The 24214-nt window shown below is 71.4% G+C and carries 22 protein-coding genes; 3 read left to right on the top strand and 19 right to left on the bottom strand.

Annotated elements, in window-relative coordinates:
* Window positions 1–2: 2 nt before the first annotated feature.
* From nuoH to Manayef4_RS14655, 9 genes are all read right to left on the bottom strand, one after another.
* On the bottom strand, window positions 3–1352 hold the full coding sequence (gene nuoH, locus Manayef4_RS14695) for an NADH-quinone oxidoreductase subunit NuoH (protein WP_011435005.1): 1350 nt from the start codon (window positions 1350–1352) through the stop codon (window positions 3–5).
* Entirely contained in the window at window positions 1349–3856 is a 2508-nt protein-coding gene (locus Manayef4_RS14690; protein ID WP_070131952.1) for an NADH-quinone oxidoreductase subunit G, read from the bottom strand. Before Manayef4_RS14690 ends, nuoH begins: the two co-directional genes overlap by 4 nt.
* 5 nt (window positions 3857–3861) lie before the next feature.
* Window positions 3862–5193: an NADH-quinone oxidoreductase subunit NuoF gene (nuoF, locus tag Manayef4_RS14685; protein WP_070131951.1), complete on the bottom strand. Its 1332-nt coding sequence runs from the start codon at window positions 5191–5193 to the stop codon at window positions 3862–3864.
* 2 nt (window positions 5194–5195) lie between these two features.
* On the bottom strand, window positions 5196–5984 hold the full coding sequence (nuoE, locus tag Manayef4_RS14680) for an NADH-quinone oxidoreductase subunit NuoE (protein ID WP_070131950.1): 789 nt from the start codon (window positions 5982–5984) through the stop codon (window positions 5196–5198).
* Complete coding sequence (locus Manayef4_RS14675) at window positions 5984–7432, bottom strand: NADH-quinone oxidoreductase subunit D (RefSeq protein ID WP_070131949.1); 1449 nt, start codon at window positions 7430–7432, stop codon at window positions 5984–5986. Before Manayef4_RS14675 ends, nuoE begins: the two co-directional genes overlap by 1 nt.
* 88 nt (window positions 7433–7520) lie before the next feature.
* Window positions 7521–8231 (bottom strand): NADH-quinone oxidoreductase subunit C, encoded by a 711-nt coding sequence (locus Manayef4_RS14670; RefSeq protein ID WP_070131948.1) that lies wholly within the window; start codon window positions 8229–8231, stop codon window positions 7521–7523.
* A gap of 3 nt (window positions 8232–8234) precedes the next feature.
* Window positions 8235–9050, bottom strand: a complete 816-nt coding sequence (locus tag Manayef4_RS26710) for an NADH-quinone oxidoreductase subunit B (protein WP_070131947.1) — start codon at window positions 9048–9050, stop codon at window positions 8235–8237.
* Window positions 9041–9403, bottom strand: a complete 363-nt coding sequence (locus Manayef4_RS14660; protein ID WP_011434998.1) for an NADH-quinone oxidoreductase subunit A — start codon at window positions 9401–9403, stop codon at window positions 9041–9043. Before Manayef4_RS14660 ends, Manayef4_RS26710 begins: the two co-directional genes overlap by 10 nt.
* 118 nt (window positions 9404–9521) lie before the next feature.
* Complete coding sequence (locus Manayef4_RS14655; RefSeq protein WP_175443393.1) at window positions 9522–10826, bottom strand: geranylgeranyl reductase family protein; 1305 nt, start codon at window positions 10824–10826, stop codon at window positions 9522–9524.
* A 571-nt stretch (window positions 10827–11397) separates the two neighbouring features.
* On the opposite strand from Manayef4_RS14655, the gene Manayef4_RS14650 reads away from it, so the two are divergent.
* A complete protein-coding gene (locus Manayef4_RS14650; RefSeq protein ID WP_070131945.1) occupies window positions 11398–12117 on the top strand; it encodes a dienelactone hydrolase family protein in 720 nt (239 codons plus the stop codon).
* A 74-nt stretch (window positions 12118–12191) separates the two neighbouring features.
* On the opposite strand, the gene Manayef4_RS14645 is transcribed toward Manayef4_RS14650, so the two are convergent.
* The 5 genes from Manayef4_RS14645 to Manayef4_RS14625 all read right to left on the bottom strand — a co-directional run bounded on the left by Manayef4_RS14645 (window position 12192) and on the right by Manayef4_RS14625 (window position 17508).
* Window positions 12192–12914 carry a demethylmenaquinone methyltransferase gene (locus tag Manayef4_RS14645; RefSeq protein ID WP_070132029.1) on the bottom strand — a complete coding sequence of 241 codons (723 nt, stop codon included), beginning with the start codon at window positions 12912–12914 and terminating at the stop codon, window positions 12192–12194.
* Window positions 12915–12930: 16 nt separating this feature from the next.
* Entirely contained in the window at window positions 12931–14013 is a 1083-nt protein-coding gene (gene add, locus Manayef4_RS14640) for an adenosine deaminase (protein ID WP_070131944.1), read from the bottom strand.
* 24 nt (window positions 14014–14037) lie between these two features.
* Window positions 14038–15225, bottom strand: a complete 1188-nt coding sequence (gene mqnC / locus Manayef4_RS14635) for a cyclic dehypoxanthinyl futalosine synthase (protein WP_070131943.1) — start codon at window positions 15223–15225, stop codon at window positions 14038–14040.
* A 141-nt stretch (window positions 15226–15366) separates the two neighbouring features.
* Window positions 15367–15627: a hypothetical protein gene (locus tag Manayef4_RS14630; RefSeq protein WP_011434992.1), complete on the bottom strand. Its 261-nt coding sequence runs from the start codon at window positions 15625–15627 to the stop codon at window positions 15367–15369.
* Window positions 15628–15669: 42 nt separating this feature from the next.
* Window positions 15670–17508 carry a serine/threonine-protein kinase gene (locus tag Manayef4_RS14625; RefSeq protein ID WP_011434991.1) on the bottom strand — a complete coding sequence of 613 codons (1839 nt, stop codon included), beginning with the start codon at window positions 17506–17508 and terminating at the stop codon, window positions 15670–15672.
* A gap of 545 nt (window positions 17509–18053) precedes the next feature.
* Between Manayef4_RS14625 and Manayef4_RS14620 the strand changes: the two genes are divergently transcribed.
* Together Manayef4_RS14620 and Manayef4_RS14615 are read left to right on the top strand one after the other, a co-directional pair.
* A complete protein-coding gene (locus Manayef4_RS14620; protein ID WP_070132028.1) occupies window positions 18054–19019 on the top strand; it encodes an NAD(P)/FAD-dependent oxidoreductase in 966 nt (321 codons plus the stop codon).
* 102 nt (window positions 19020–19121) lie between these two features.
* On the top strand, window positions 19122–19595 hold the full coding sequence (locus tag Manayef4_RS14615) for a CbiX/SirB N-terminal domain-containing protein (protein WP_011434989.1): 474 nt from the start codon (window positions 19122–19124) through the stop codon (window positions 19593–19595).
* Here Manayef4_RS14615 and cobA read toward each other — a convergent pair.
* The 5 genes from cobA to Manayef4_RS14590 all read right to left on the bottom strand — a co-directional run bounded on the left by cobA (window position 19561) and on the right by Manayef4_RS14590 (window position 24120).
* Window positions 19561–21096: a uroporphyrinogen-III C-methyltransferase gene (cobA, locus tag Manayef4_RS14610; RefSeq protein ID WP_070132027.1), complete on the bottom strand. Its 1536-nt coding sequence runs from the start codon at window positions 21094–21096 to the stop codon at window positions 19561–19563. The two genes, Manayef4_RS14615 and cobA, sit on opposite strands and share 35 nt — an antisense overlap.
* 60 nt (window positions 21097–21156) lie before the next feature.
* Window positions 21157–21828 (bottom strand): phosphoadenylyl-sulfate reductase, encoded by a 672-nt coding sequence (locus Manayef4_RS14605; protein WP_070131942.1) that lies wholly within the window; start codon window positions 21826–21828, stop codon window positions 21157–21159.
* 101 nt (window positions 21829–21929) lie between these two features.
* Window positions 21930–22166 carry a hypothetical protein gene (locus Manayef4_RS14600; protein ID WP_011434986.1) on the bottom strand — a complete coding sequence of 79 codons (237 nt, stop codon included), beginning with the start codon at window positions 22164–22166 and terminating at the stop codon, window positions 21930–21932.
* Window positions 22159–23868: a nitrite/sulfite reductase gene (locus Manayef4_RS14595; protein ID WP_011434985.1), complete on the bottom strand. Its 1710-nt coding sequence runs from the start codon at window positions 23866–23868 to the stop codon at window positions 22159–22161. The genes Manayef4_RS14600 and Manayef4_RS14595 overlap by 8 nt, the downstream gene beginning before the upstream one ends.
* Window positions 23869–23928: 60 nt before the next feature.
* A complete protein-coding gene (locus tag Manayef4_RS14590; protein WP_035729528.1) occupies window positions 23929–24120 on the bottom strand; it encodes a putative leader peptide in 192 nt (63 codons plus the stop codon).
* Between the last annotated feature and the right edge of the window lie 94 nt (window positions 24121–24214).

Raw genomic sequence — 24214 nt, 5'->3', positions numbered from 1 at the left:
ACTCAACGCTCCTGACGCGGACCGGGGTCCGCGGGGATGACAGTGGACGACCCATTGGCCGAGGCACCGGCGGACACCGCCGGACGACCCCGTCCAGCGGCCTGCGGTGGGGGGGGCCACGGGATGCGGTCGAGGCTCGGCGCCTCGGCCAGCTTGCGCTGCTCGGCCTCCTCCAGCTCCCGTTGGTGCCTCGCGCCGCCGGGATCGATGAGCGCRACGATCAGCAGGATGCCGACGACCACGCCAAACCCGACGAGCCAGGGCGTGCGGTCGTCCACGTGCTTCTGGTAGACGCGGAAGGTCGCGACGGCCAGCACCCAGACCAGACCGACCGGGATGAGCACCTTCCAGCCGAAGCTCATGAACTGGTCGTACCGCAGCCGCGGCAGCGTCCCGCGCAGCCAGATGAAGAAGAACAGGAACGCCAGCAGCTTGAGGACGAACCAGATCAGCGGAACCCAGCCGGAGTTCAGACCGGACAGGCCGGGGATGGGCGGAGGCTGCCAGCCCCCGAGGAACAAGGTCGTCGCGATCGCCGAGACGGTGACCATGTTGATGTACTCGGCCAGGAAGAAGAACGCGAACTTGATGGAGCTGTACTCGGTGTGGAACCCGCCGACCAGTTCGCCCTCGGCCTCGGGGAGGTCGAAGGGGGTCCGGTTCGTCTCGCCGACCATCGAGATGCAGTACAGGACGAACGACGGCACCAGCACGATGTACCAGCGACCCGACTGGCCCGCCACGATGCCGGAGGTCGACAGCGTGCCGGCGTAGATGAACACCGCGACGAACGCGAGCCCCATCGCGACCTCGTAGGAGATGATCTGCGCGGCCGAACGCAGCGAGCCGAGCAGCGGGTAGGTGGACCCGCTCGACCAGCCCGACAGAATGAGCCCGTAGACGCCGAGGGAGGCGGCTGCCAGCAGGTAGAGCACGCTCACCGGCAGGTCCGCCAGTTGCAGCGTGGTCCGCTCCCCGAAGATCGAGACCTCCGGGCCGAAGGGGATCACCGCGAAGGCGAGGAACGCCGGCACCGCGGAGACGATCGGCGCCAGGATGAAGATCGGCTTGTCGGCGAGTACCGGGATGAGGTCTTCCTTGAGCATCAGCTTGGCGCCGTCGGCGAGGCTCTGCAGCCAGCCCCTCGGGCCGTGGCGGTTCGGGCCGACCCGCTGCTGCATCTTCGCGACGACCTTGCGCTCGAACACGATCGCGAACAGCGTCATCAGCAGCAGGAAGGCGAACACCGCMACGGCCTTGAGCAGGATCAGCCAGAACGGGTCGTCGGCGAACGCGTGCAGGTCCGGATCCGCGGCCGCGGCCCAGACGAGCGTGGACGGGGTGGCGCTCATGCGCGGCCTCCGGGAGTGTCGTCCCCGGCGGGGGTGCCGTCCTCGGCAGGGGGATCGTCCTCGGCGGGGCCCACCCGGACGAGGACCCCGGCGTCCCCGGCGAGCGCCCGGCGCACGTGCGAGCCCGGCGAGTGGGTCGGCACCCAGACCACCCGGTCGGGCATCGCCGTGACCTCGACGGGCAGGGTGATCGAGCCACGGGAGGCCGTGATGGTCACCCGTCTCCCGGCCACGGCGCCGATCTCGGCGGCGGTCGCGGCGGACAGGCGGGCCACCGCCGGGCGCGCGGTGCCCGCCAGGTAGGGCTCGTCGGCCTGCAGAGCGCCGTCGTCGACGAGCTGGTGCCAGGTCGCGAGCACCGCCTCACCCACCCCCGCGACGGGCGGCTCGGCGATCGGCTCCGACGGTGCGGGCACCCGGCTCACGCCGTCGCCGGCCCGACCCAGGGCGCGCAGCTCGYGGGCGGCCGCGCCGGCGTCGGGCAGGCCGAGGTCGAGGCCCATCTCGGCGGCAAGCAGGTGCAACACCCGGACGTCTGGCAGGGCCGGGGTGTCCAGGGCCCGCTGGAACGGTCGCAGCCGGCCCTCCCAGTCGACGAACGAGCCGGCCTTCTCCGCCACCGGGGCGATGGGCAGAACCACGTCCGCGACCTCGGCGATCGACGACCGGCGCAGCTCGATCGAGACGCAGAACGGCATCCGGGCGAGCGTCGCGAGCGCACTCGCCGGATTCGGCAGGTCCTCCGCGTCAACGCCGGCGACGATMATCCCGTCGAGCCGCCCGGCCGCGGCGGCAGCCAGCATGCCGTCGGTGTCGCGGCCGGGCGCGCCGGGCAGCGGACCCCCCCAGACCTCCTCGACCTCGGCGCGCCCGGCGGCATCCGTGACCGGGCGACCGCCGGGCAGCAGCGAGGGAAGCAGTCCGGCCGAGACCGCGCCGCGGTCACCGGCCCGCCGCGGAACCCAGGCGAGCGAGGCACCCGTCGCCTCGGTCAGCCGGACGGCCGCGGACAGGGCCCCGGGGAACTCCGCGGCCCGCTCGCCCACCAGGATCACCGCCCCCGGCGCCCGCAGGGCCCGCGTGGTCGGTGCTTCCGGCCCGCCCCGGTCGGGGGCGGCGAGCGCGTCGAGGACGGCCGCCTCCTCGCCCGGCCGCGTCGGCACGAGGGTGCCGGCGAGCTTGGTCAGCCCCCGGCTCGCCAGGGGGGCGAGCGCGTGCACGGCCGCGGCGTGCTTGTCCACGGCCTTACGCAGCCGCAGGAAGACGATGGGCGACTCCTCCTCCGGTTCGAAGGCCACCAGGAGCACGGMCGGGGCGGCCTCGAGATCGGCGTAGGTGACGCCGATGCCGGTACCGGCGACGGCATACCCGAGGAACTGCTCCTCCTCGGCGGAGTGCGGCCGGGCCCGGAAGTCCACGTCGTTGCTGGCCAGCGCCACCCGGGTGAACTTCGCGTAGGCGTAGGCGTCCTCGCGGGTCAGCCGCCCGCCGGTGAGCACCCCGACCCCGCGCCGGTCCCGGCACTCGGCCAGCCCCCGCGCGGCGTACTTGAGCGCCTCGCTCCAGGAGACCGGGACGAGCTGCCCGGTGTCGTCGTCGCGGATCAGCGGGGTGGTGAGCCGATCGGCCGCGCGCGCGTAGGTGAAGGCGAACCGGCCCTTGTCGCAGTTCCACTCCTCGTTCACCGCCGGGTCGTCGCCGGCGAGGCGACGGGTCACCCTGCCCCGGCGGTGGTCGGTGCGCAGGGAGCAGCCCGACGCGCAGTGCTCGCACGCCGTGGGCGTGGAGACCAGGTCGAAGGGCCGGGCCCGGAAGCGGTAGGCGGCGCTGGTCAACGCCCCCACTGGGCAGATCTGCACGGTATTGCCGGAGAAGTAGGAGGAGAACGGCTGCCCGTCGCTCACCGCGACCTGCTCGGCGGCGCCCCGCTCGAACAGCTCGATGAACGGGTCCCCGGCGATCTGGGCGGAGAACCGGGTGCAGCGGGCACACAGCACGCAGCGCTCCCGGTCCAGCAGGATCTCGGTGGAGATCGCCAGCGGCTTCGGGTACACCCGCTTGGTCTCCTTGAACCGGGAGACCGCGCCGCCGTTCGCCATCGACTGGTTCTGCAGCGGGCACTCGCCGCCCTTGTCGCAGATCGGGCAGTCGAGCGGATGGTTGAGGAGCAGGAACTCAAGCGTGCCGGCCTGGGCCTTGCGGGCGACCGGCGAGGTCAGCTGGGTCTTCACGACCATGTCGGCGGCCACCGTCGTGGTGCAGGAGGCGACCGGCTTGCGCTGGCCCTCCACCTCGACGATGCACTGCCGGCAGGCTCCGACGGGGTCGAGGAGCGGATGGTCGCAGAACCGCGGGATCTCGATGCCGAGCAGCTCGGCCGCGCGGATGATGAGGGTGCCCTTGGGCACGCTCACCGACAGCCCGTCGATGGTGAGGGTGATGAGGTCGGGTGCGGCCGGCTGGGCCGGCTCGGAGGCGCGAGGCCTGGATGGGGCGACGGTCATGATGGTCAGTGCGCTCCCGCGTAGGCACCCGGGGCGGACGCGGGCGAGCCGTCGCCGGCCGTGGCGTCTCCCGGGGTGGGGTTCGGCTTCGTGGTCACCGCACTCACCGGGATGAACTCGTCCCGGAAGTACTTGATCCCCGAGACGATCGGGGAGGTGGCCCCGTCGGCCAGCGCGCAGAATGCYCGGCCGAAGATGTTGTCGCAGGCGTCGACGAGGGTGTCCACGTCCTCGGCGTCGCCTTGGCCCCGTTCCATCCGGGACAGGATCTGCACCATCCAGGTGGTGCCCTCGCGGCACGGAGTGCACTTGCCGCACGACTCGTGCGCGTAGAACTGGGTGAGCCGGCGGACGACCTTGAGCATGTCGACCGTGTCATCCATGATCATGAGTGCGGCCGTGCCAAGYAGCGACCCGGCCTCCTGCATGCCCTCGAAGTCGAGCGGCGCGTCGAGGTGCTCGGCGGTCARCATCGGAGTGGACGACCCGCCCGGGGTCCACGCCTTGAGCCCGTGACCGCCCCGCACGCCGCCGGCCAAGTCGAGCAGCTCCCGCAGCGTGGTGCCCATCGGGGCCTCGTACTGGCCGGGCCGGGTCACGTGCCCGGACAGGCTGTAGATCTTCGGCCCCGGCGAGCGCTCCCGGCCCATTGACCGGAACCAGTCCACGCCGTAGTTCACGATGTACGGCACCGACGCGATCGTCTCGACGTTGTTGACCACCGTCGGGGAGGCGTACAGGCCGTGCGTCGCGGGGAACGGCGGGCGCAGCCGCGGCTGGCCGCGACGGCCCTCCAGGGAGTCGAGCAGGGCTGTCTCCTCGCCGCAGATGTAGGCGCCCGCGCCGGAGTGCAYGACGAGGTCGAGGTCGAAGCCGCTGCCGAGGATGTCCCGGCCGAGGTAGCCGGCMCGGTAGGCCTCGGCCACGGCGGCCTGCAGCCGACGGGCCGCGTGGATCAGTTCGCCGCGCAGGTAGACGAACGCCCGGCCGGCCCRCACCGCGTAGGCCGCGATGATGATCCCCTCGATGAGCGAGTGCGGGTCCGCCATCATCAGCGGCGCGTCCTTGCAGGTGCCCGGCTCCCCCTCGTCGGCGTTGATGACGAGGTAGTGCGGCCTGCCGTCGCCCTGCGGGATGAAGCCCCACTTCATCCCGGTGGGGAAGCCGGCGCCGCCGCGCCCCCGCAGCCCGGAGTCCTTCACCAGCTTGATGAGGTCGTCCGGGGCCATCGCGAAGGCGGTGCGCAGCGCGGTGTAGCCGTCGAGGCGGGTGTAGGTCTCGATCGTCCACGACTCCGGCGTGTTCCAGCGCCGGGTGAGGACCGGGGTGACGGGCATTGTCAGCTCCCCTTCCGTTCCGAGGAGGCCGGGGTCGTCGGCGCTGGAACCACCGCGGGCGGCGGCCCGGCAGGCGGTGGGGCGGCGGGCCGCGGCGCCGCCGCGTCGGCCACCACGCCGTGGGTGACCAGCGGCGCGGGCGCCTGCTCGGCGCTCCAGCCGGCCGCCTCGGCCACGAGGAGACCCACGACCGACGGCTCGCCGACCCCCGGGCCCGCGACGCCCTCCGGTCTCGGATCGCCGAACCCGGCGAGCTGGCGGGAGACCTCGGCGAACGAGCACAGCGGACCGCCGCGGGTCGGCGCCGGCCGCCGCCCCGCTCGCAGGTCCTCGACGATCGCCTGGGCGGAGTCGGGGTCGACCTGGTCGTAGAACTCGTAGTTCACCGTCATGACCGGTGCGTAGTCGCAGGCCGCGAGGCACTCGGCGTGCTCGAGGGTGATCGACCCGTCCGGCGTCGTCTCGTCATGGCCGACCCCGAGGAGCTTCGAGACCCGCTCGTAGACGTCCTCGCCACCGAGCAGCGCGCACGACAGGTTCGTGCAGACCGAGACGAGGTAGWCCCCGACCGGATGCCGCTTGTACATCGTGTAGAAGGTCGCCACCGCGCCGACCTCGGCCCGGGTGATGCCCAGCACGTCCGCGCAGAACGCGACGCCCTGCGCGGTCACGCATCCCTRCTCGGCCTGTACCAGGTGCAGCAGCGGGAGCAGGGCCGAACGGGATCGGCCGGCTGGGTACCTGGCGATGATCTCCTGCGCGGCCGCATGGGTCTCCGGCGAGAACGCCATCAACGATCAACTCCCCCGAGCACCGGGTCGACTGAGGCGACCCCGACGATCACGTCCRCCACCTGGCCGCCCTCGGTCAGCGCCGGGACGGCCTGCAGGTTGACGAAGCTTGGATCCCGCACGTGGACGCGGAAGGGTCTCGTGCCGCCGTCGCTGACCACGTGGTAGCCGAGCTCTCCGCGCGGCGACTCGATCTGGGTGTAGACCTGACCGGCCGGGACGCGGAATCCCTCGGTCACCAGCTTGAAGTGATGGATCAGGGCCTCCATCGAGGTCCCCATGATCTTCCGGATGTACGCGAGTGAGTTGCCCGTCCCGTCGGACCCGACAGAAAGCTGGGACGGCCAGGCGATCTTCTTGTCGGCGACCATGACYGGGCCGGGACGCAGCCGGTCCAGACACTGATCAACGATCTTGAGTGACTCGCCCATCTCCTCCAGCCGCACCAGGTAGCGGGCGAAGGAGTCGCCCTCCAGCGCGGTCGGCACGTCGAACTCGTAGGTTTCGTAGCCGCAGTAGGGCATGGTCTTGCGCAGGTCCCACGGCAGGCCCGCGGCGCGCAACACCGGGCCCGTGGTCCCCAGCGCGATGCAGCCGGCCGCGTCGAGAACGTTGACGTCGACCATCCGGGCCTTCCAGACTGRCTGGCCGGTGAGCAGCGCGTGATACTCCCTGATCCGCTTCGGCATGTCCGCGAGGAACGCCCGGATGGCCCGCTCGGCGCCGTCGGGGAGATCCTGGGCGAGGCCCCCGGGCCGGATGTAGGCGTGGTTCATCCGCAGCCCGGTGATGAGCTCGAGCAGGTCGAGGACCTTCTCCCGCTCCCGGAAACCGAAGATCATGGCGGTGGTGGCGCCGAGCTCCATGCCGCCGGTCGCGAGCCACACCAGGTGCGAGGCGATCCGCTGGAGCTCCATCACCATCACCCGGATCACCGTGGCCCGCTCGGGTACCTRCTCGGTGATGCCCAGCAGCCTCTCCACCGACAGGCAGTAGGCCGCCTCGTTGAACAGCGGCGAGAGGTAGTCCGCCCGGGTGAGGAAGGTGACCGCCTGAGTCCAGGTGCGGTACTCACAGCTCTTCTCGATGCYGGTGTGCAGGTAGCCGATGACGAGGCGGGTCTCGGTGACCGTCTCGCCCTCGATCTCCAGGACCAGGCGGAGCACCCCGTGGGTCGACGGGTGCTGCGGCCCCATGTTGACGACGATCCGCTCGTTCTCCTCCTCGCCGACGCCGAGGATCTGCTCCCAGTCGCTGCCGGTGACGGTGTAGACCCGCCCGTTCGCCGACTCGGTGAAGCCGGCCTCGTAGGCCGGATGCTCCCCGGGTCCGCCGACGGTCCCGGTCGGGCCCCCGACGCCGTTCGCGCCGTCGGGGGCCCCGGTGCCGTTGGGAGCCCCGGTGGTCAGATCGTCCGTGGTGGAGGAAGTCGACGTGTTGGTCGTCATAGCGAACCTCGGATGTCGCCTCGTGGGATGTCGCCTCGTGGGATATCGCCTTGGCGGTGCCGCCGRCCGGCCGGGGCCGGACGCGGGGTCACGAGTAGCTCCGGCGCTCGTCTGGCGGCGGGATCGTGGCACCCTTGTAGTCGACGGGGATGCCCCCCAGCGGGTAGTCCTTGCGCTGCGGGTGCCCGATCCAGTCGTCCGGCATCATGATCCGGGTCAGGCCCGGATGACCCGTGTAGACGATGCCGAACATGTCGTAGGTCTCGCGCTCGTGCCAGTCCGCGGTGGGCCACACCGAGGTCAGGCTCGGCACGGTGGGATCGGCGTCGGTGACGGACACCTCGACCCGGACCCGGCGACGGTGCGTCATCGAGGTCAGGTGGGCCACCGAGTGCAGGCGACGGYCGGTGACGTCGTCCGGGTAGTCCACGCCGGACAGCGAGGACAGCAGCTCGAACCGCAGGTCGGGGTCGTCGCGCAGGGTTTGCCCGACGGCGACGAGGCTCTCCCGGCGCACGTGGACGGTCAGCTCCCCGCGGTCCACCACCACCCGTTCGACGGCGTCGCCGAGCTGGGGGAAGGCACGTTCGAGCGCGTCGTAGACGGCGTCGGCGTCGGCGTCACCGAACGGGCGGGCGGTGGAGCTCAGGATCGGAACGGGCGTGACGAGCCCGCCGAACCCGGAGGTGTCACCGCTGTCACCGGCGCCGAACGCGTCCCGGCGCTGCCCACCCGGACCGCCGGGCACGCCGGCGGCGCCCGGTATCAGGTCGGCGGAGGCTGTGCTCTCGTCGCTCACTGCCTAGATCCCCCGATCCGGGCCGTCGACATCACCGATGCTCTCGGTGGTTGGACCGGGCCCGTGCGCCCGGGCCTCGTCACTCGGCTTGGGGTCGACCGGTATCCGCTTGGCGCGCCCGAACACCGACGGCGGCGCGAGGGCGGCGGGGCGGCGGGTGTCCAGGGCGGGTTCGACCGCCCCGCCACCCGTCGGCGCCGGCGCCCCGGCCGGGATCGAGAAGCGCTTGCGGTCGTTCACCGAGAGGGTCCGGGTGTCGAACGCGCCCTCCGGCAGACCGGCCCGGGCGGTGGCCACCTCGATGGGTTTCGGATACGGCGAGGAGCCGATCTTCGTGTGCTCGATCCGGCCAGAGATCGGGCCGGCGAGGATCTTCTCGTGCAGCTTGATGATGGCATCCATGAGCATCTCCGGCCGCGGTGGGCAGCCGGGGAGGTACATGTCGACCGGGACGATGTGGTCCACACCCTGCACGATCGCGTAGTTGTTGAACATGCCGCCGCTGCTGGCGCAGACACCCATCGACAGCACCCACTTGGGCTCGGGCATCTGGTCGTAGATCTGCCGCAGCACCGGCGCCATCTTCTGACTCACCCGGYCGGCAACGATCATGAGATCGGCCTGGCGCGGGCTGGCCCGGAAGACCTCCATGCCGAATCGGGACAGGTCGTAGCGGCCGGCTCCCGTCGACATCATCTCGATCGCGCAGCAGGCCAACCCGAAGGTCGCCGGCCACAGCGACGAGCGCCGTGACCAGTTGGCGAGCTTCTCGACGCTGGCGAGAAGCACACCGCCCGGCAGCTTCTCCTCTAGTCCCATTCCAGACCTCCACGCCGCCACTCGTAGGCGTACGCGACGAAAATGGTCGCCATGAACAACGCCATCGCGCCGAGACCGAATACCGCCAGACTGTCGAAGGCGACCGCCCAGGGGAAGAGGAAGATAATCTCGATGTCGAAGACGATGAAGAGCATCGCGGTGTTGTAGTACTTCACCGGGAAACGCTGCGGTCCGGCCGGGGCCGGGGAGGGTTCGATCCCGCACTCGTATGCGTCGATCTTCGCACGGTTGAACCGGCGCGGGCCGATYAGCGCACCGGCCGCGACCGAACCGACCGCGAACAGGGCCGCGATCACGAGCAGAACGAGGATCGGCACATAGTTCGAGAGCATGCCGAACTCCTCTCCTTCGAGAGTTTGTTACCGGACGTTGGGGTGAAACGGCTCGCCGGTGAACGGACCGCGAACGGTCCGGACTCGGTCCGCGGAACCAGTGGCCATTTCGGACACGTCAGGCCGCGGGAGCGAGCCGGGTCATCGCGTTGATCAGCCGGTCCATCGCATCCCCTCCCCGGGGGTCGGTGAGATTTGCCATGATCTTGAGAACGAAACGCATGAGGACCGGTCTCGGCAACCCGTAGCGGGTACCGAACGCCATAATCGTCGGATTGCCGATGAGCTGGACGAAGAACCGGCCCAGGGTGTAATAGCCCCCGTACCGGGCCCGCATGAGTTCCGGGTACTGGCCGAGTGCCCGCTCCCGCGCCGGACCATCCGGGCGGGCGAGGGCCTGCACGGCGATCTCGGCGGCGTACCGACCGGATTCGAGCGCGTAGGYGATGCCCTCGCCGTTGAAGGGATTCACCATCCCGCCCGCGTCACCGACCAGCAGCACGCCGTCGCGGTAATGGGGGGTCCGGTTGAAGCCCATCGGCAGGGCGCTGCCACGCACCGGGCCGATGGCGTTGTCCTCGGTGTATCCCCACTCCGGCGGCAATGCGGCGAGCCAGCGGCGCAACAGGTCCCGGTAGTCGGTGTTCTGGAAGGCGTCCGTGGTGTTCAGCAGGCCGAGGCCCACGTTGCTCGTGCCGTTACCGACCCCGAAGATCCAGCCGTAGCCGGGCAGCAGTCGGCTCTCGCGCGGCCTGCCCTCCCACAGTTCCAGATGGGACTCGAGGAAGTCGTCGTGCGTGCGGGGGCTGCGGTAGTAGCGGCGGACCGCGACCCCGAGCGRCCGGTCCTCCCGGCGGCGGATACCGAGGGCGAGCGCGATGYGGGCGCTGTTACCGTCCGCCGCGACGACCAATGGCGCCCGGAACGTCACAGGTGCCCGGTCAGTGCCGGTCCTGGCGTGCACGCCGACGACCCGTCCGGTGCGCTCGTCGAGCAGCGGACCGGTCACGGCGGTCCCCTCGTGCAGCCGGGCACCAACCTTCACCGCGTGGCGGGCCAGCAGATCGTCGAAGTCAAGCCGCGGACGGACCAGGCCGTAGTCGGGCCAGCTCGCCAGCTCCGGCCAGGGCAACTCCAGGCGGACGCCGCCGCCAATGATGCGAAGCCCCCGGTTACGGGCCCATCCGGCCACGGGCGAGGTGTCGACACCCATGTCCACGAGGCTGCGGACGGCCCGCGGGGTCAGCCCGTCGCCACAGACCTTCTCGCGGGGGAAGGTCGTCTTCTCCAGCAGGAGCACGTCGAGCCCGGCGCTGGCGAGATGGTAGGCGGCCGAGGAGCCACCCGGACCCGCGCCGACCACGATGAYGTCGGCGTCGGCCTTCGACCGGCCGGCCGCACCATCAGCCCTTGTCGTCGCCATGGTCACGAATTGCTCCGGATCTGCTAGACCACTCGTCCCGGGGGCGCCCCACCGGGGGCCCTCCACCTGTGTGCTCGTGAAATTCTTCACGAGCGTTCCCGGCGAGTGTAGGCCTTGCACAGGTCAATCGCACCAACCAGGATGCTGCGAAGAACGGACGGGTTGATTTCGTACACCCTATCGTTACCGTGAGCGATAGTTCGCGGCGCCGGACGCCCGCCGCCGGGGCTCGGCCGCCGATCGCCRTCGTGAGCGGCGGGTAAAATCTTCGCCCGATCAGCCTGGATCAGGCCAGCTCACCCGCCTGGTGTCGGTCCGCAACACTCGCCCGGAGCGTGAAGCGCAACGGAGAAACCACGAAGCCGGGCCCCACCGCCCGCCGGTGGCCCATATTCGCCCCCGGGGTGGGATCAGCGCCCGTGCGGGGTAGTCCCTCCACAGGTCACCCGAAACGCGGTGGCTCGTCCGCGGTCGCCGCCGGTGTCCCGACGACACGGACGCATCATCACCCGAACGCCGTCACCCGAACACCGTCACCCAAAGCAGCACGGACTGGGAACGAGAGAACGCGATGACCACCGCAGAGACCGTCGTCATCCCCACCCCCGACGGGCCCGCCCCGGCCACGCTCACCGAACCCGATGGTCCCGCACGCGGYGGCGTCGTCGTCCTCCACGAGGCGTTCGGCCTCACCGAGCACATCACCGATGTCTGCTCGAGGTTCGCGCGCGCGGGCTGGCGGGCCATCGCCCCCGACCTGTTCCACCGCGCGGGCTCGCCCGTCTTCGACTACGACGACCTCGCCTCCGCGGTGAAGATCCTCGATGAGCTCAACGGCACCGACCTTCTCGCCGACATCGACGCCGCGCTGGCCATCCTCGCCGAGGAGGGCACCRCCATCGACCGCTGCGCCGTCGTGGGCTTCTGCGTCGGCGGGAGCATCGCCTTCCAGGCTGCGGTGGCCCGGCCGTTCGGCGCCGCGAGCACCTTCTACGGTGGCGGGATCACCATGCGCCGCTTCGGGGAACCCGCCCAGCTGGATCTCGCCGACCGCCTGCAGGCACCGTGGCTCGGCCTGTACGGCGACCAGGATCCGAGCATCCTCGCTTCGGAGGTGGAGGACCTGCGGGCGGCGACACGGAAGGCGTCCGTGCCCGCCGAGATCGTCCGTTACCCACAGGCCGGGCACGGCTTCCACAACGACGCCCGCGCCGGCGCCTACCACGGCCCGTCGGCGAAGGACGCCTGGTCACGCATGCTGACCTGGTTCGACTCGCATGTTCCCGGCTGAGCCCACCCCGCCTGCCGTGGCGCCGGCCGGTCCAGCACCATGACCGGTCCAGCACCATGACCGGTCCAGGACCGTCAGTCCGGGGCGTGACCCCGGTGCAACGCCACCACGCCGCCGGTGAGGTTGCGCCAGCCGACCCGGGACCAGCCCGCCTCCCGCAGCAGGCCAGCCAGCTCCGCCTGGGCGGGCCAGGCCCGGATCGACTCGGCGAGATAGACATACGAGTCCGGGCTGTTGCTCACCGCGCGGGCCACGGCCGGCAAGGCCCGCATCAGGTACTCGACGTAGACCGTCCGCCAGAGCGCCCAGACCGGGCGGCTGAACTCGCACACCACGAGCATCCCGCCCGGACGGGTCACCCGACGCAGCTCGGTGAGGCAGCCGAACGTGTCGGCGAYGTTGCGCAGACCGAACGAGATCGTCGTCCGGTCAAAGGTCTCGTCCCGGAACGGCAGCCGCAGCCCGTCCCCGGCGGTCAGCAGGATCCGCCCAGCCTCCCCCGGCAACGGCCGCGACGCCAGCCGACGCTGCCCGGCCCGCAGCATCCCCAGGGAGAAGTCACAGGCCACCACATCGGTCCCGGCGAGAGCGAAGGCTCGTGACGAGGTCGCCGTCCCGGCGGCGAGGTCGAGGACCCGAAGCCCCGGCCGCAGGTCCAGCGCGCCCGCCGCGGCGCGCCGCCAGGTCCGGTCGAGCCCGCCGGTGAGCACGGTGTTGGTCAGGTCGTACCGGTTGGCCACCCCGTCGAACATCGACGCGACGTCCCGCGGACGTTTGTCGAGTCCCGCTCTGCTCACCATGCCCCTTCCCCGCTCACCATGCCCCTTCCCCGCCGCCGAACCGCGCCGAGGCCGCCGCCGAGGCGTCGCGGGCGGCCCTCTCGACGGTGTCCCAGTCGGTGCTCTCGCCRATCCGCCGCAGCCGCGTGCGGGTCGGCTCGTCGCACAGCGCGCCCGCGACCCCGGCGGTGTACAGGTCGCGGGCCCGGGCACCGAGCCCTGCCGCGACCGCGTGCTCCGTCTCCAGATCGGTGCCGAACATAGCGGGATCGTCGGTGGCAAGCGAGCACGCGACCCCGGCCCGCAGCAACGCCGCCAAGGGGTGGTCGTCGAGGGATGCCACCGACCGAGTCCGCAGGTTGGACACCGGGCAGACGTCCAGCACGATCCCCTGATCGACCAGCCGTCGCATCAGCTCGGGGTCCTCGGCGGCCCGGATCCCATGCCGGATCCGCCTGGCTCCCAGCGCGTCGAGCGCGCCCCGTACGGACACCGGGCCCGCCGTCTCCCCCGCGTGCGGGACCGCGGCGAGCCCGCCGTCGGCGGCCAGTGCGAACGCCGGCGCGAACGGCTCGGGGGGATGACCGACCTCCGGTCCGCCGAGCCCAATGCCGACGACACCGCGATCGGCGAACCGCACCGCCCACCGCGCCACCTCCATCGCGGCCTCGACCGGCAGCACCCGCTCGATGTCCGGGGTGAGGCGCACCTCGACGCCATAGCGTTCCCGGGCCTCGATCGCCCCGTCGGCGTAGCCGTGGAAGATCTCCTCGACGCGGACCCCCCGATGGACCCGGAACCAGGGCGAGAAGATGCCCTCCAGGTAGACGGCGCCCGCCCGGGCCGCCTCGGCGGCGTAGTCGACGACCACCTGGCGGAAGTCGGCCTCCGTCCGCATCACGTGGGTGGTGAGGATCCAGGCCTTCAGGAAGTGGTCGAAGTCGCGGAAGCGGTAGAGGTCCGCGAGGCCCTCGACCGTGCGGGCAGGCAGCGCCTCGGAGTTGCGGCGCGCCATCTCCAGCAGGGTGGYGGGACGGACCGTGCCCTCCAGATGGACGTGGAGTTCKATCTTCGGCCCGGTCGGGGACGGGACCGCGAATCCGGAGGGGTCACTCACCCGGTCACTGTATGGTGCGCCCGGCTACGCGGAGATGAGCGGTAGCGCGGTGGAGGAGAAGTGCGAGGCCACCCGGTCGTCAACCGGGTCCTGCGCCGGGTCGCGGTGCACGACGAGGTGCTGGTAGCGGGTGTCGCGCTGAGCGGGGATGYGGCCGGCAGCACGGATCAGGGAGATCAGCTCCGACCGGTTGGTGCGGTGGCGCGCCCCGGCGGAGGAGACGACGTTCTCCTCCAGCATCACCGAGCCGAGGTCGTCGGCGCCCATGTGCAGGGTGAGCTGGCCGATCTCCTTGCCGGTGGTCAGCCAGGAGCCCTGCAGGTGCGTGATGTTGTCGAAGAACAGCCGCGCGACCGCGACGAGGCGGAGGTACTCCAGGGTCGTCGCCTGGGTGCGCCCGCCGAGATGATTGTTCTCCGGCTGGTAGGTCCAGGGGATGAACGAACGGAACCCGCCGGTCCGGTCCTGGACGTCCCGGATCATCGTCAGGTGTTCGATGCGCTCGGCGTTCGTCTCCCCCGTGCCCATCATGAAGGTGGCGGTGGATTCCAGGCCGAGGTTGTGGGCGGTCTCCATCACGGACAGCCAGACGTGACCGGGCTCCTTCAGCGGAGCGATCGCCTGCCGGGGCCGTTCGGTGAGAATCTCCGCTCCCGCGCCCGCGAAGCTGTCCAGGCCCGCGTCCCGCAGCCGGGTAATGACCTCGGGAAAAGTCAGATCGGACGTCCGGGCGATGTGCACAACCTCGCTGGCGCCCAGCGAGTGCAGCGCCAACTGGGGATATGCCTTCTTGATGGCGGCAAAGGTACGCTCATACCACTCGATGCCGAAGTCGGGATGGTGCCCGCCCTGCAGCATGATCTGCGTGGCGCCGAGCTCGACCGCCTCCCCGCACTTGGCGACGATGTCCTCGACGTCGCGGACCCAGCCCTCGGYATGCTTCGGAGCGCGGTAGAAGGCGCAAAACCGGCAGGCGGTCACGCAGACATTCGTGTAGTTGATGTTCCGGTCGATGATGTACGTCGCGATGCCATCGGGGAAACGGCGCCGACGGACCGTGTCCGCCGCGCCGCCGAGCGCGTGCAGCGGCGCCCTCGTATAGAGGAGCAGCGCCTCCTCCGCGGAGATACGCCCGCCGGCTGCGGCCCGGTCCAGCACAGACCGGATCTCGCCACCACCCCGACCCACCGGAATCTCACCATCGACATCCATACGGCCCTCCCCGCGTAGCGCCTTCGGCGCGACGCGGGGACCCCTGGCATCGGGCGCCGTCCGGGGTCTCCGTCGAATCACCTTCGGCGATCCTCCCAGGGTAGCCGTCGGAGCCTTCGGCGCGACGCGGGGGATGAACGGTCAGTGTCCGGATCGCGTCCTCGGGTCCACCGGGCTGGAGCCACCACGGGTGGCGTCAGTGTAGCCGGCTGTCGAGGAGCCGGCCGGGCTGGCGGGACCGGCGTCGTGGTGACCGTGGCCGCGGCTGGTGAGCTTCGCCTGGAGCTGCTTGATCTTGGCCCGGTTCTCCGGCCGGTTGGCCGCGGCCTTGGCCTTGTTGACCATCTCCTTGGTCTTCGGGCTGTGTAGGAAGTCCGTGATCTTGTTCGAGAAACTGGCCATGACAACGGTGTACCTATCCGGGCAGGGGTTTACGCCTGCCGGTCACCCGTTCGACGACCCGCCCGAGGAGCCRCCGAACGTGTCCCTCACCCGGTTCCACAGGCTGTCGAGCTGGTCATGGGTGTCATCCTTGACGGACGTGACGACCTTGTTCCACAACCGCTGGCGCTGTTCGTCGACCATCAAGGCGATCTGGTCCGCCGCGGAGAGCAGCAGCAGGACGACAAGAACGAACAGGATCGTGCGCTTGAAAGGGATCCGCAGCCGGAACCGACGCCGGGGACGCGGTCGCGGCACCGATTCGGCGTAGGGAGCCGGCGCGCGTCCGCGCGGCGCCGGCCGCGCCTCGGCCACCCGCGGGGCCGGGGCAGGCGCGGGACCCGCGGGCGCCGACGGGGGCCGCTGCTGGGCCACGGGGCGGGGCCGGGCCGGCGCCTGGGGAGACGGTGCCGCCTCCGCGGCACGGCCGGCGTAGGGCTGACCGGCGTAGGGCCGACCGGCGTAGGGCCGACCCGCGTGGGCCTGGTCCGGGTAGGGCTGACCGGCGTGCGGAGAATCCACCCGGGGCTGGCCGCCGTGCCTCGGGCGGGCGTCCGGCGCCGGCGGCGGATGGCCCCCCTCGCCGGAATTGTCGAAACCCGATCGGTGGCCGTTCCCGTCGGCCTCATCGTCGTACTGGACGAATCCGCCGCGGCGCCGTCGACGGGCCCGCGGCACCCCGTGCCGCGGGCCCGCGGCACGGTCGGCGGCCGGTGGCGGTGCCAGCGCGGGTGGCGGCACAGGCGGACCGGCCGGCGGGGGCCTGTCGCGGGCCGAGTCGTTCCACCAACGGTCGCCGCCGAGGGGCCGGGGCTCATTCTCCCACCAGCGCCGCTGTTCATACGGGGTCGCAACGTGGGTCGGATCCGGCCAACCGGCCCCGGCACCCCCGGCGAGCGCGGCCGCCCCAGCCCCGGCGGTACTGCGCCCCCGTGGCCAGGTCCCGTCGAGCAGTGCGGTCGCGGCGTCCCGCGCGTCACCGGCCCGGCCGCGTTCGCCGAGTAGGGTGAGCAGCAGGTTCTCGGTGGAGGGCCGGTCCCGGGGGTCGCGGGCGAGCGCGGACCGGACGATCGGCGTGAGATCCGGCGGCATGGCCCGCAGGTCCGGCTGACCCGTCAGGATCTTCTCCGACATCTCCAGGTAGGTGCCGTGGCCGTAGGGGTGACCGCCGGTGGCCGCGTAGCCGATCAGCAGTCCCCAGGCGAAGACGTCGACCGCCGGACCGAGCGCAGCGCCCTCCATCTGCTCGGGCGCCATCCAGCCGACCGAGCCGAGGACCAGACCCGTCTGGGTGCGGCCCTTCGTCATGTCGAGCGTGCGGGCGATCCCGAAGTCGATGACCCGGGGGCCGGAGTACGACAGCATGACGTTGCTCGGTTTGAGATCCCTGTGCACGATGCCGGCCCGGTGGATGGCGGTGAGCGCGGACGCCACGCCGACCGCCACGCCCTGCAGTGTCGACAGCGGCAGCGGACCGGACTCGGTGACGGCCTGATCAAGCCGGACGCCGTCGATGTACTCCGTGACCAGATAAGGACGACGCGCGTCGGGATCGGCGTCGAGTACCTGGGCGGTGCAGAAGGGCGCGACCCGCCGAGCGGCCGCCACCTCGTCCCGGAAACGTGCCCGGAATTCCGGGTCGGCGGCGAGGTCCGACCTGATCACCTTGATCGCAACGAACTTCTCGGCCGCGTCCTGGGCGAGGAACACCGTTCCCATCCCACCCGCGCCCAGYCGACCGACGACCTGGTAAACACCGATCGTGGTCGGATCATCGGGATGCGGCGCCTCGGCCGGATATCCGCCGATAGGCGAAACCCGACGCGCCGATCGTTCCGTCACTGTTCTCCCGCCCGTGTTATACCTCCGGCCGYGGCCCAGGTACCGTTCCGGCCTGGGAGCCGTCACCGGTGCCGCAATTGTCTCCCCGTGCAGGGAGATGAACCCATCATCACGCCACAGTCCGTCGTCGCCCAGTCCCTACGGGCATCCRCAACGGCGCGGAAGTCACGCTAACCCTCTCGAGTAAATCGATGTCGAGCGTTGTCCGCCAGCCGACGCGGCGGATCCGATCGTTCCCGCCAGCCGTATCCGAGGAGACCGCAGGTGGTCGACAACAACCACAGGTGGTCGACGACTCACCATTCCGCGGATGAAGGCGGGTGAGGTGTGTCTCMGGCAGGATGAGGGAGGGAACATCCACTGCTACCGACCGGCTGCCCCGACAGCGCCGGTCGGCCGCCAAGCCTAGGGAGTCACCCGTGGTCACGCAGTCCGCCGATGCGCACCAGCCCGCGAACGCGGTCACGGAGACCGACCCCGCGGCCGGAGCGAGCGTCACCGGCGCCGTGCGGTCGGGGACGTCCCCGGTCGACACCGACGTCGACATGCTGATCGTAGGCGCCGGTCCGGCCGGTCTCTACGGCGCCTACTACGCCGGATTCCGCGGCATGTCGGTCGCGCTCATGGACTCGTTGCCCGAGGCCGGCGGTCAGGTCACCGCGATGTACCCGGAGAAGGTGATCTACGACATCGCGGGTCTGCCGGCCGTCCGGGGGCGGGAACTGATCGACGCCCTGTTGATCCAGGCGAACCAGTTCTCCCCCACCTACCTGCTGGGCCAGCAGGCCGCCGAGCTGGCCCACAAGCCGGACGCCGTGGTGGTGACCAGCAGCCAGGGCCTTCGGGTACGCGCCAAGGTCGTCGTCATCACCGGCGGTCTCGGCRCCTTCGCCCCCCGCCCGCTGCCCACCGGCACCGCGCATCTGGGCCGCGGCCTGGTCTACTTCGTGCCCAAGCTCGACGTCCACACCGGCCAGGACGTCATCGTGGTCGGCGGCGGGGACAGCGCCTTCGACTGGGCGCTGGYCCTGGAGCCGATCGCCCGCTCGGTCACCCTCGTGCACCGGCGGGACCGGTTCCGGGCGCATATGTCCACAGTCGAGCGGGTCGAGGCGTCCTCCGTCGAGATCCTGACCTTCACCGAGGTCGCCATGGTCCACGGTGAGGAGTGGATCGAGAAGGTCGAACTGGTGCAGACCCGCACCGGCGACCRACATGTCCGACCCGCGCAGGCGGTCGTCGCCGCGCTCGGATTCACCGCCGACCTCGGACCGCTGACCCGCTGGAATCTGACCATTGACAAGCGGCACATTGTCGTCGACCCGACGATGGCGACCGGGGTCGAGCGGATCTTCGCGGCCGGCGACATCACCGAGTACCCGGGGAAGGTCCGCCTGATCGCGACGGGTTTCGGGGAGGCCGCGACGGCGGTCAACAACGCGGCGCCGCTGGTGGACCCGTCGGCAAAGATCTTCCCGGGGCACAGCTCCGACGACGGCACCGGCGGCTGAGCGCCCGGCGGGCGTGRCCGACAGGCGTGGCCGACGGATGCGGCCGACGGATGTGGCCGTTTCCGACCGGGCACCGGCGGACCCGCGGCGCACRCTGGGAACATGCGCGGTCTACTGGTGATCGGTCACGGATCCCGGCGGGACGAGGCGAACGCGACGGTTCGGGAACTCGCCCACCGGCTCCTGGTCGATCCCGGCCATGTGGTCGATCCCGGCCATGCCGCCGCGCCATGGACGTGGGGGGCGGTCGAAGCCGCCTTCCTTGAAATCGCCCAGCCCGACATCGCCACCGGGTACGCCACGCTGGCCGACGCGGGATGCACCGAAATCGTCGCCTACCCGTTCTTCCTGTTCGACGGCAACCACACCCGCCGGGACATCCCGGCGGCACTGGAGGGCGCCCGGTGCCGGCACCCGACGACCCGATGGGTGCTGTCGGAGCCGCTCGGGCTGCACGCGAGCGTCGTCGACGCGGTCCGCGCGCGACTCGACGACACCCTGCGTCTCCTGGTCCGCGAAGCCGATGCCGCCACCCTGAAGATCAACCCCCAGGCGAGCCGGTGGACCGGCTGGTGACGACGAAGTCCGCGACGGCGGCCGCGAGCGGATGGACCCCGGGTTCGGTGGGCACGATGTCCACCCGCATGCCCGCCGCCGCGCAGGCCAGCGCGCTGCGTCGACCCATCGCCGCGATGAGCAGATCGGGCGGGAGAGGTCCGTAGATCTCGGCGGTGCCGCGGGCGGCGGTGGACGACGCGAAGACCGCGACGTCGAAGTCGCCATGCCGGAGCTCCTCGGCGATCCGGGGATCCGGCTCGGCGGTCACGTCGGTGAGCAGCGGCACCCGGCGCAGGGAACACACCGCGTCCGGCGGGTCCGCCGCGCCGGCGATCAGCACCCGCGACGAGCCGGTCGGACCGGCGGGACCGGCGGGACCGGCGGGACCGGTCGACGATGGATCCGCGGACAGCGGATCCGTGGACAGCTCGGCGACGGGCACCGAGGCGAGGCCCAGGCCGTCAAGCGCTTCCGCGGCGTCCTCGCGGGCCGCGACGAGAGTCAGGCCGGCCAACGCCCGCACGTCGGTGCCGGCTCGACGCAGCAGGGTCACCACGGCGGCGACCTCGTCCGCATCGGCCAGCAGCAGGCCGCCCGCTCCCGGCAGCGCCGCCACCAGCGCGGCACCGGCGTCCTCGACCGGCGCGGGCCGGGCAACGACGGTCTCGACCGCATCCGCGCCCAGCTGCCGCAGCCGGCGAGCCAGCAGACCCGGCCGCGGCCGGGTACGGGCCACGAGTACCCGGATCCCGGTGAGCGGCCCCGCCTCCAAGGCCAGCGCGTCCCGGCGCGCCGCGACCTCTCMGACCACGATCACCGCGGGAGACCGCACACCGGCCGCGATCGCGTCGATCGCCAGCGCGTCCAGGGTGGTCCGCAGGACCCGCTGCGCCGGGGTCGCCCCGCGCTCGATGACCGCGACCGGCGTCGCCTCGGGGCGACCGCCGGTGAGCAGCGCGTCGGCGATGTCCATGAGACGCGCCACCCCCATCAGGATGACGATGGTCGCCCGGGAGGCCGCGAGAGCGGCCCAGTCCACCGTCGACTCCGGATGGCCGGGTGGCAGGTGCCCCGAGACGATGGCAACTTCCTGCGCGAGACCACGATGGGTGACCGGGATGCCGGCACAGGCGGGTACGGCCAGCGCCGAGGTGACGCCGGGCACGACGGTGCACGCGACCCCCGCCGCGGCGCAGGCCTGCGCCTCCTCGCTGCCTCGCCCGAGCATGTAGGGATCGCCGCCCTTGAGGCGGACGACGCGCGCACCGGCGCGCGCCCGGTCGACGAGGACCGCGTTGATCTCCTCCTGGGTCCACGACGGGGCGGCCGGGCTCTTGCCCACGTGGATGATCTCGGCGCCGGCCGGGGCGGCGCCGAGGAGGACGGCCGCGGCGAGCCGGTCGGTGACCACGACGTCCGCGTTCGCCAGCACCTCACGGCCGCGAACGGTGAGCAGACCGGGATCGCCCGGACCCGCGCCGACCAGCCAGACCTCACCCACACTTCGCCCGTCCGTCACGGCGTGCACCGTACCTGCTCGGTTGCCTTCGAACACCGGCAGCCGGCAGGCCCGAGGAGGTCAGTGGATGCCGCACTCCGTCTTGATCGAACCGACCCACCGGCCCTCCCGGCCGGCGCCCCGCCGGGTGCACGGCCAGCAGCCGACCGAGTCGTAACCATCGGAGAGGAGCGGGTTGACGATGACGCCGTGCTCGGCMACGTAGCGTTCGACGTCCTCGTCGGTCCAAGCCGCGAGCGGGTGGATCTTCACCTTGCCCCGTCGGGCGTCCCAGTCGACGACCCGGAGCTTCGCCCGGCTGGGCGACTCCGCCCGCCGCGACCCCGCGGCCCAGGCACGGTAGGGCGCCAGGGCCCGATCCAGCGGAACGACCTTGCGCATCCGGCAGCACAGGTCCGGGTCGGTCCGGTAGAGGTCCTGGCCGTAGACGGCGTCCTGGCCGACGACGGTGAGCTGCGGACGGGCGCTGATGATCGGCAGGTCGTAGGTTCCGGCCACCGCGTCCCGGGTACCGACGGTCTCGGGGAAGTGATAACCGGTGTCGATGAAAACCACGGGGACGTCGGACCGAATCYGGGCGAGCATGTCCACGAGGATCGCCTCAGCCATCGAGGCGGCGATCGCCAGCTTCGTCCCGAATTCCCCGACCGCCCAGCGCAGGATCTCCTCCGCCGGCGCGCCCTCGAGGTCGTCCCCGGCCCGCAGCGCCCGGGCCTGCAACGCGGCATCCATCAGCTCGTCTCCTCGTCGTCACGCAACCCGGCTCCGGCGACGCCGCAGGCGGATGCCGCGGTCGTCCACCGGGCAGCCGCCCGGGTGCTGTCCATTGCCGATCACCGTGCCGCCTGCTCTTCCGCCGCGCCGAACGCCCCGCCCGTGATGACGGCGGTCCCGCCCGAGGCGACCGCGAGGGCCGTCAGGCTCAGCCGGAAGCCCCGCAGGCAGGACCGGCACGCCCAGTACCCGTGACCATGTCCCGCGCCGGAGCCCTCCGGCGGCGTGTCCGGGACGATGTCCTCCTCGCCGCAATACGGGCAGTAGAAGGGCACCACCCGCTCACCGCTAGCCATCTGCGGCACCGAGCGCCGTCAGTTGGGCCTCGTCGGCCCGCTCCGCCCAGTCCGCGAAGCTCTCCCCCGCGGTCCGGTCCGCCCGGTAGGTCTCCAGCACCGCGACGACGTAGTCGACGAGGCCGTCGGCGGTCACCTTCAGACCACGCGACTTGCGGCCCAGCCGCGACCTGGTGCCCAGGTGCCCGCCGAGGTGGACCTGGAAGCCCTCGACCATCTCACCGGTGGCGTCGTCCGGTACCAGGGAGCCCTTGAGCCCGATGTCGGCGACCTGAAAGCGGGCGCAGGCGTTGGGGCAGCCGTTGACGTTGATCCCGATCGGCTCGTCGAAGTCGGGMAGCCGGCGTTCGAGCTCGTCGATGAGGTCGCGGGCCCGACCCTTGGTCTCGACGATCGCCAGTTTGCAGAACTCGATACCGGTGCAGGCCATCGTGCCGCGCCGGAACACGCTCGGGCGGACCACCAGGTCGAGCGCACCGAGTTCGGCCTCCAGCGCGTTGACGTCCGCGTCGGCGACATCGAGGATGACGAGCTTCTGCGTCGTCGTGGCGCGGATGCGGCCCTGCCCGAACCGGTCGGCGAGGTCCGCCACCGCGCTCAGCGTGGTCCCGCTGAGCCGACCCGCCCGCGGTGCGAACCCCACGGCGTTGCGGCCGTCGCGCTGGCGGTGCACCCCGATGTGGTCGCGCCCCTCGCTGCGCGGCGGGGCCGGCGGCGGGCCATCGGGCAGCGCCGAAGCCAGGTACTCCTTCTCCAGAGTCGCGCGCACCCATTCGGCGCCCATGTCCGCGACCAGGAACTTCAACCGGGCGCGGGTGCGCAGCCGTCGGTAGCCGTAGTCTCGGAACAGCGATACGACGCCGTGCCAGACCTCGGCAACCCGCGCCGGCGGCACGAACGCGCCCAGCCGCACGCCGAGCCGTGGGTTCGTCGACAGACCGCCACCGACCCACAGGTCGTAGCCGGCTCCCAGCTCCGGATGGACGACCCCGACGAACGCGATGTCGTTGATCTCGTGCAACGTGCAGTGGTCGGCGCAGCCGGAGATGGCGCTTTTGAACTTACGGGGCAGGTTGGCCAGCGTGGGGTCGCCGACGAACCGGCGGACGACCTCGTCGATCGCCTCGCTCCCGTCGATGATCTCGTCACCGTCGACCCCGGCGAGCGGGCAACCGAGGATCACCCGGGGGGTGTCGCCACAGGCCTCGGCGGTGGTCATGCCGGCGTTCTCCAGCGCCGCCCAGATCGCCGGCACATCCTCGATCCGGATCCAGTGGAGTTGGATGTTCTGCCGGTCGGTGACATCAGCGACGTCCCGGCCGTAGCAGGTGGAGACGTCGGCGATCACCCGGAGCTGATCCGAGGTCATCCGGCCGCCGTCGAGCCGGATGCGCTGCATGAAGTAGGAGTCGTCCAGTTCCTCGGGTTCGAGGATCGCCGTCCGCCCGCCACTGATCCCCGGCCGGCGCTGGGTGTACAGACCCCACCACCGGAACCGGCCCCGCAGGTCCTGGGGATCGATCCCGTCGAAACCGGTGCGCGGGTAGAGGTTGAGGATGCGGTCCCGCACCTCCAGGCCGCCTTGGTCCTTCTTCATCCGCTCGTTCGCGTTGAGCGGCTCGGAATATCCCAACGCCCACTGGCCCGCTCCCTTGGGTCGGGACGGGCGCGCGGACCGGGCAGGACGAGCAGGAGAAGTCATGAGATCTCTCGGTGCGCGAGGAAGTCGCGGCGCCGACAGCGGGCGCCACGAACGGAGACGTCAGCGGGGGCGGCGACAGCCGGCGCTGGAAACCCGCAGCAGGTCGACGTGCAGACGGGCGACGAGCATCGGCTCGATCACCAGGCACGGCACCGCGGGGGACGACGCAGCCCGGCGCCGGCGGGAGGCATCGACCGGAAGGCCCGACGCCTGCCCAACCGGCACCCCACCAGCGAGGGCGCACGTAGTCACGAGCCCATGTTTCCACAGAAGTACGGCCGATGGGCAAGTCGGGGCACTGTCCGGCCTACTTCGACCCGCCATGCTGCTCCAAACTGCAACAAAC

The organism is Frankia sp. CgMI4 (genome assembly GCF_001756285.1).
Lineage (GTDB): Bacteria > Actinomycetota > Actinomycetes > Frankiales > Frankiaceae > Frankia > Frankia casuarinae.
This window is presented reverse-complemented; position numbering and strand designations above follow the sequence as displayed.

Excerpts from the sequence above, each read along its gene's own strand:
- Manayef4_RS14630 (WP_011434992.1), bottom strand. The coding sequence starts at position 15,627 with ATGGCCAGTTTCTCGAACAAGATCACGGACTTCCTACACAGCCCGAAG.
- Manayef4_RS14600 (WP_011434986.1), bottom strand. The coding sequence starts at position 22,166 with ATGGCTAGCGGTGAGCGGGTGGTGCCCTTCTACTGCCCGTATTGCGGC.
- Manayef4_RS14615 (WP_011434989.1), top strand. The coding sequence starts at position 19,122 with ATGCGCGGTCTACTGGTGATCGGTCACGGATCCCGGCGGGACGAGGCG.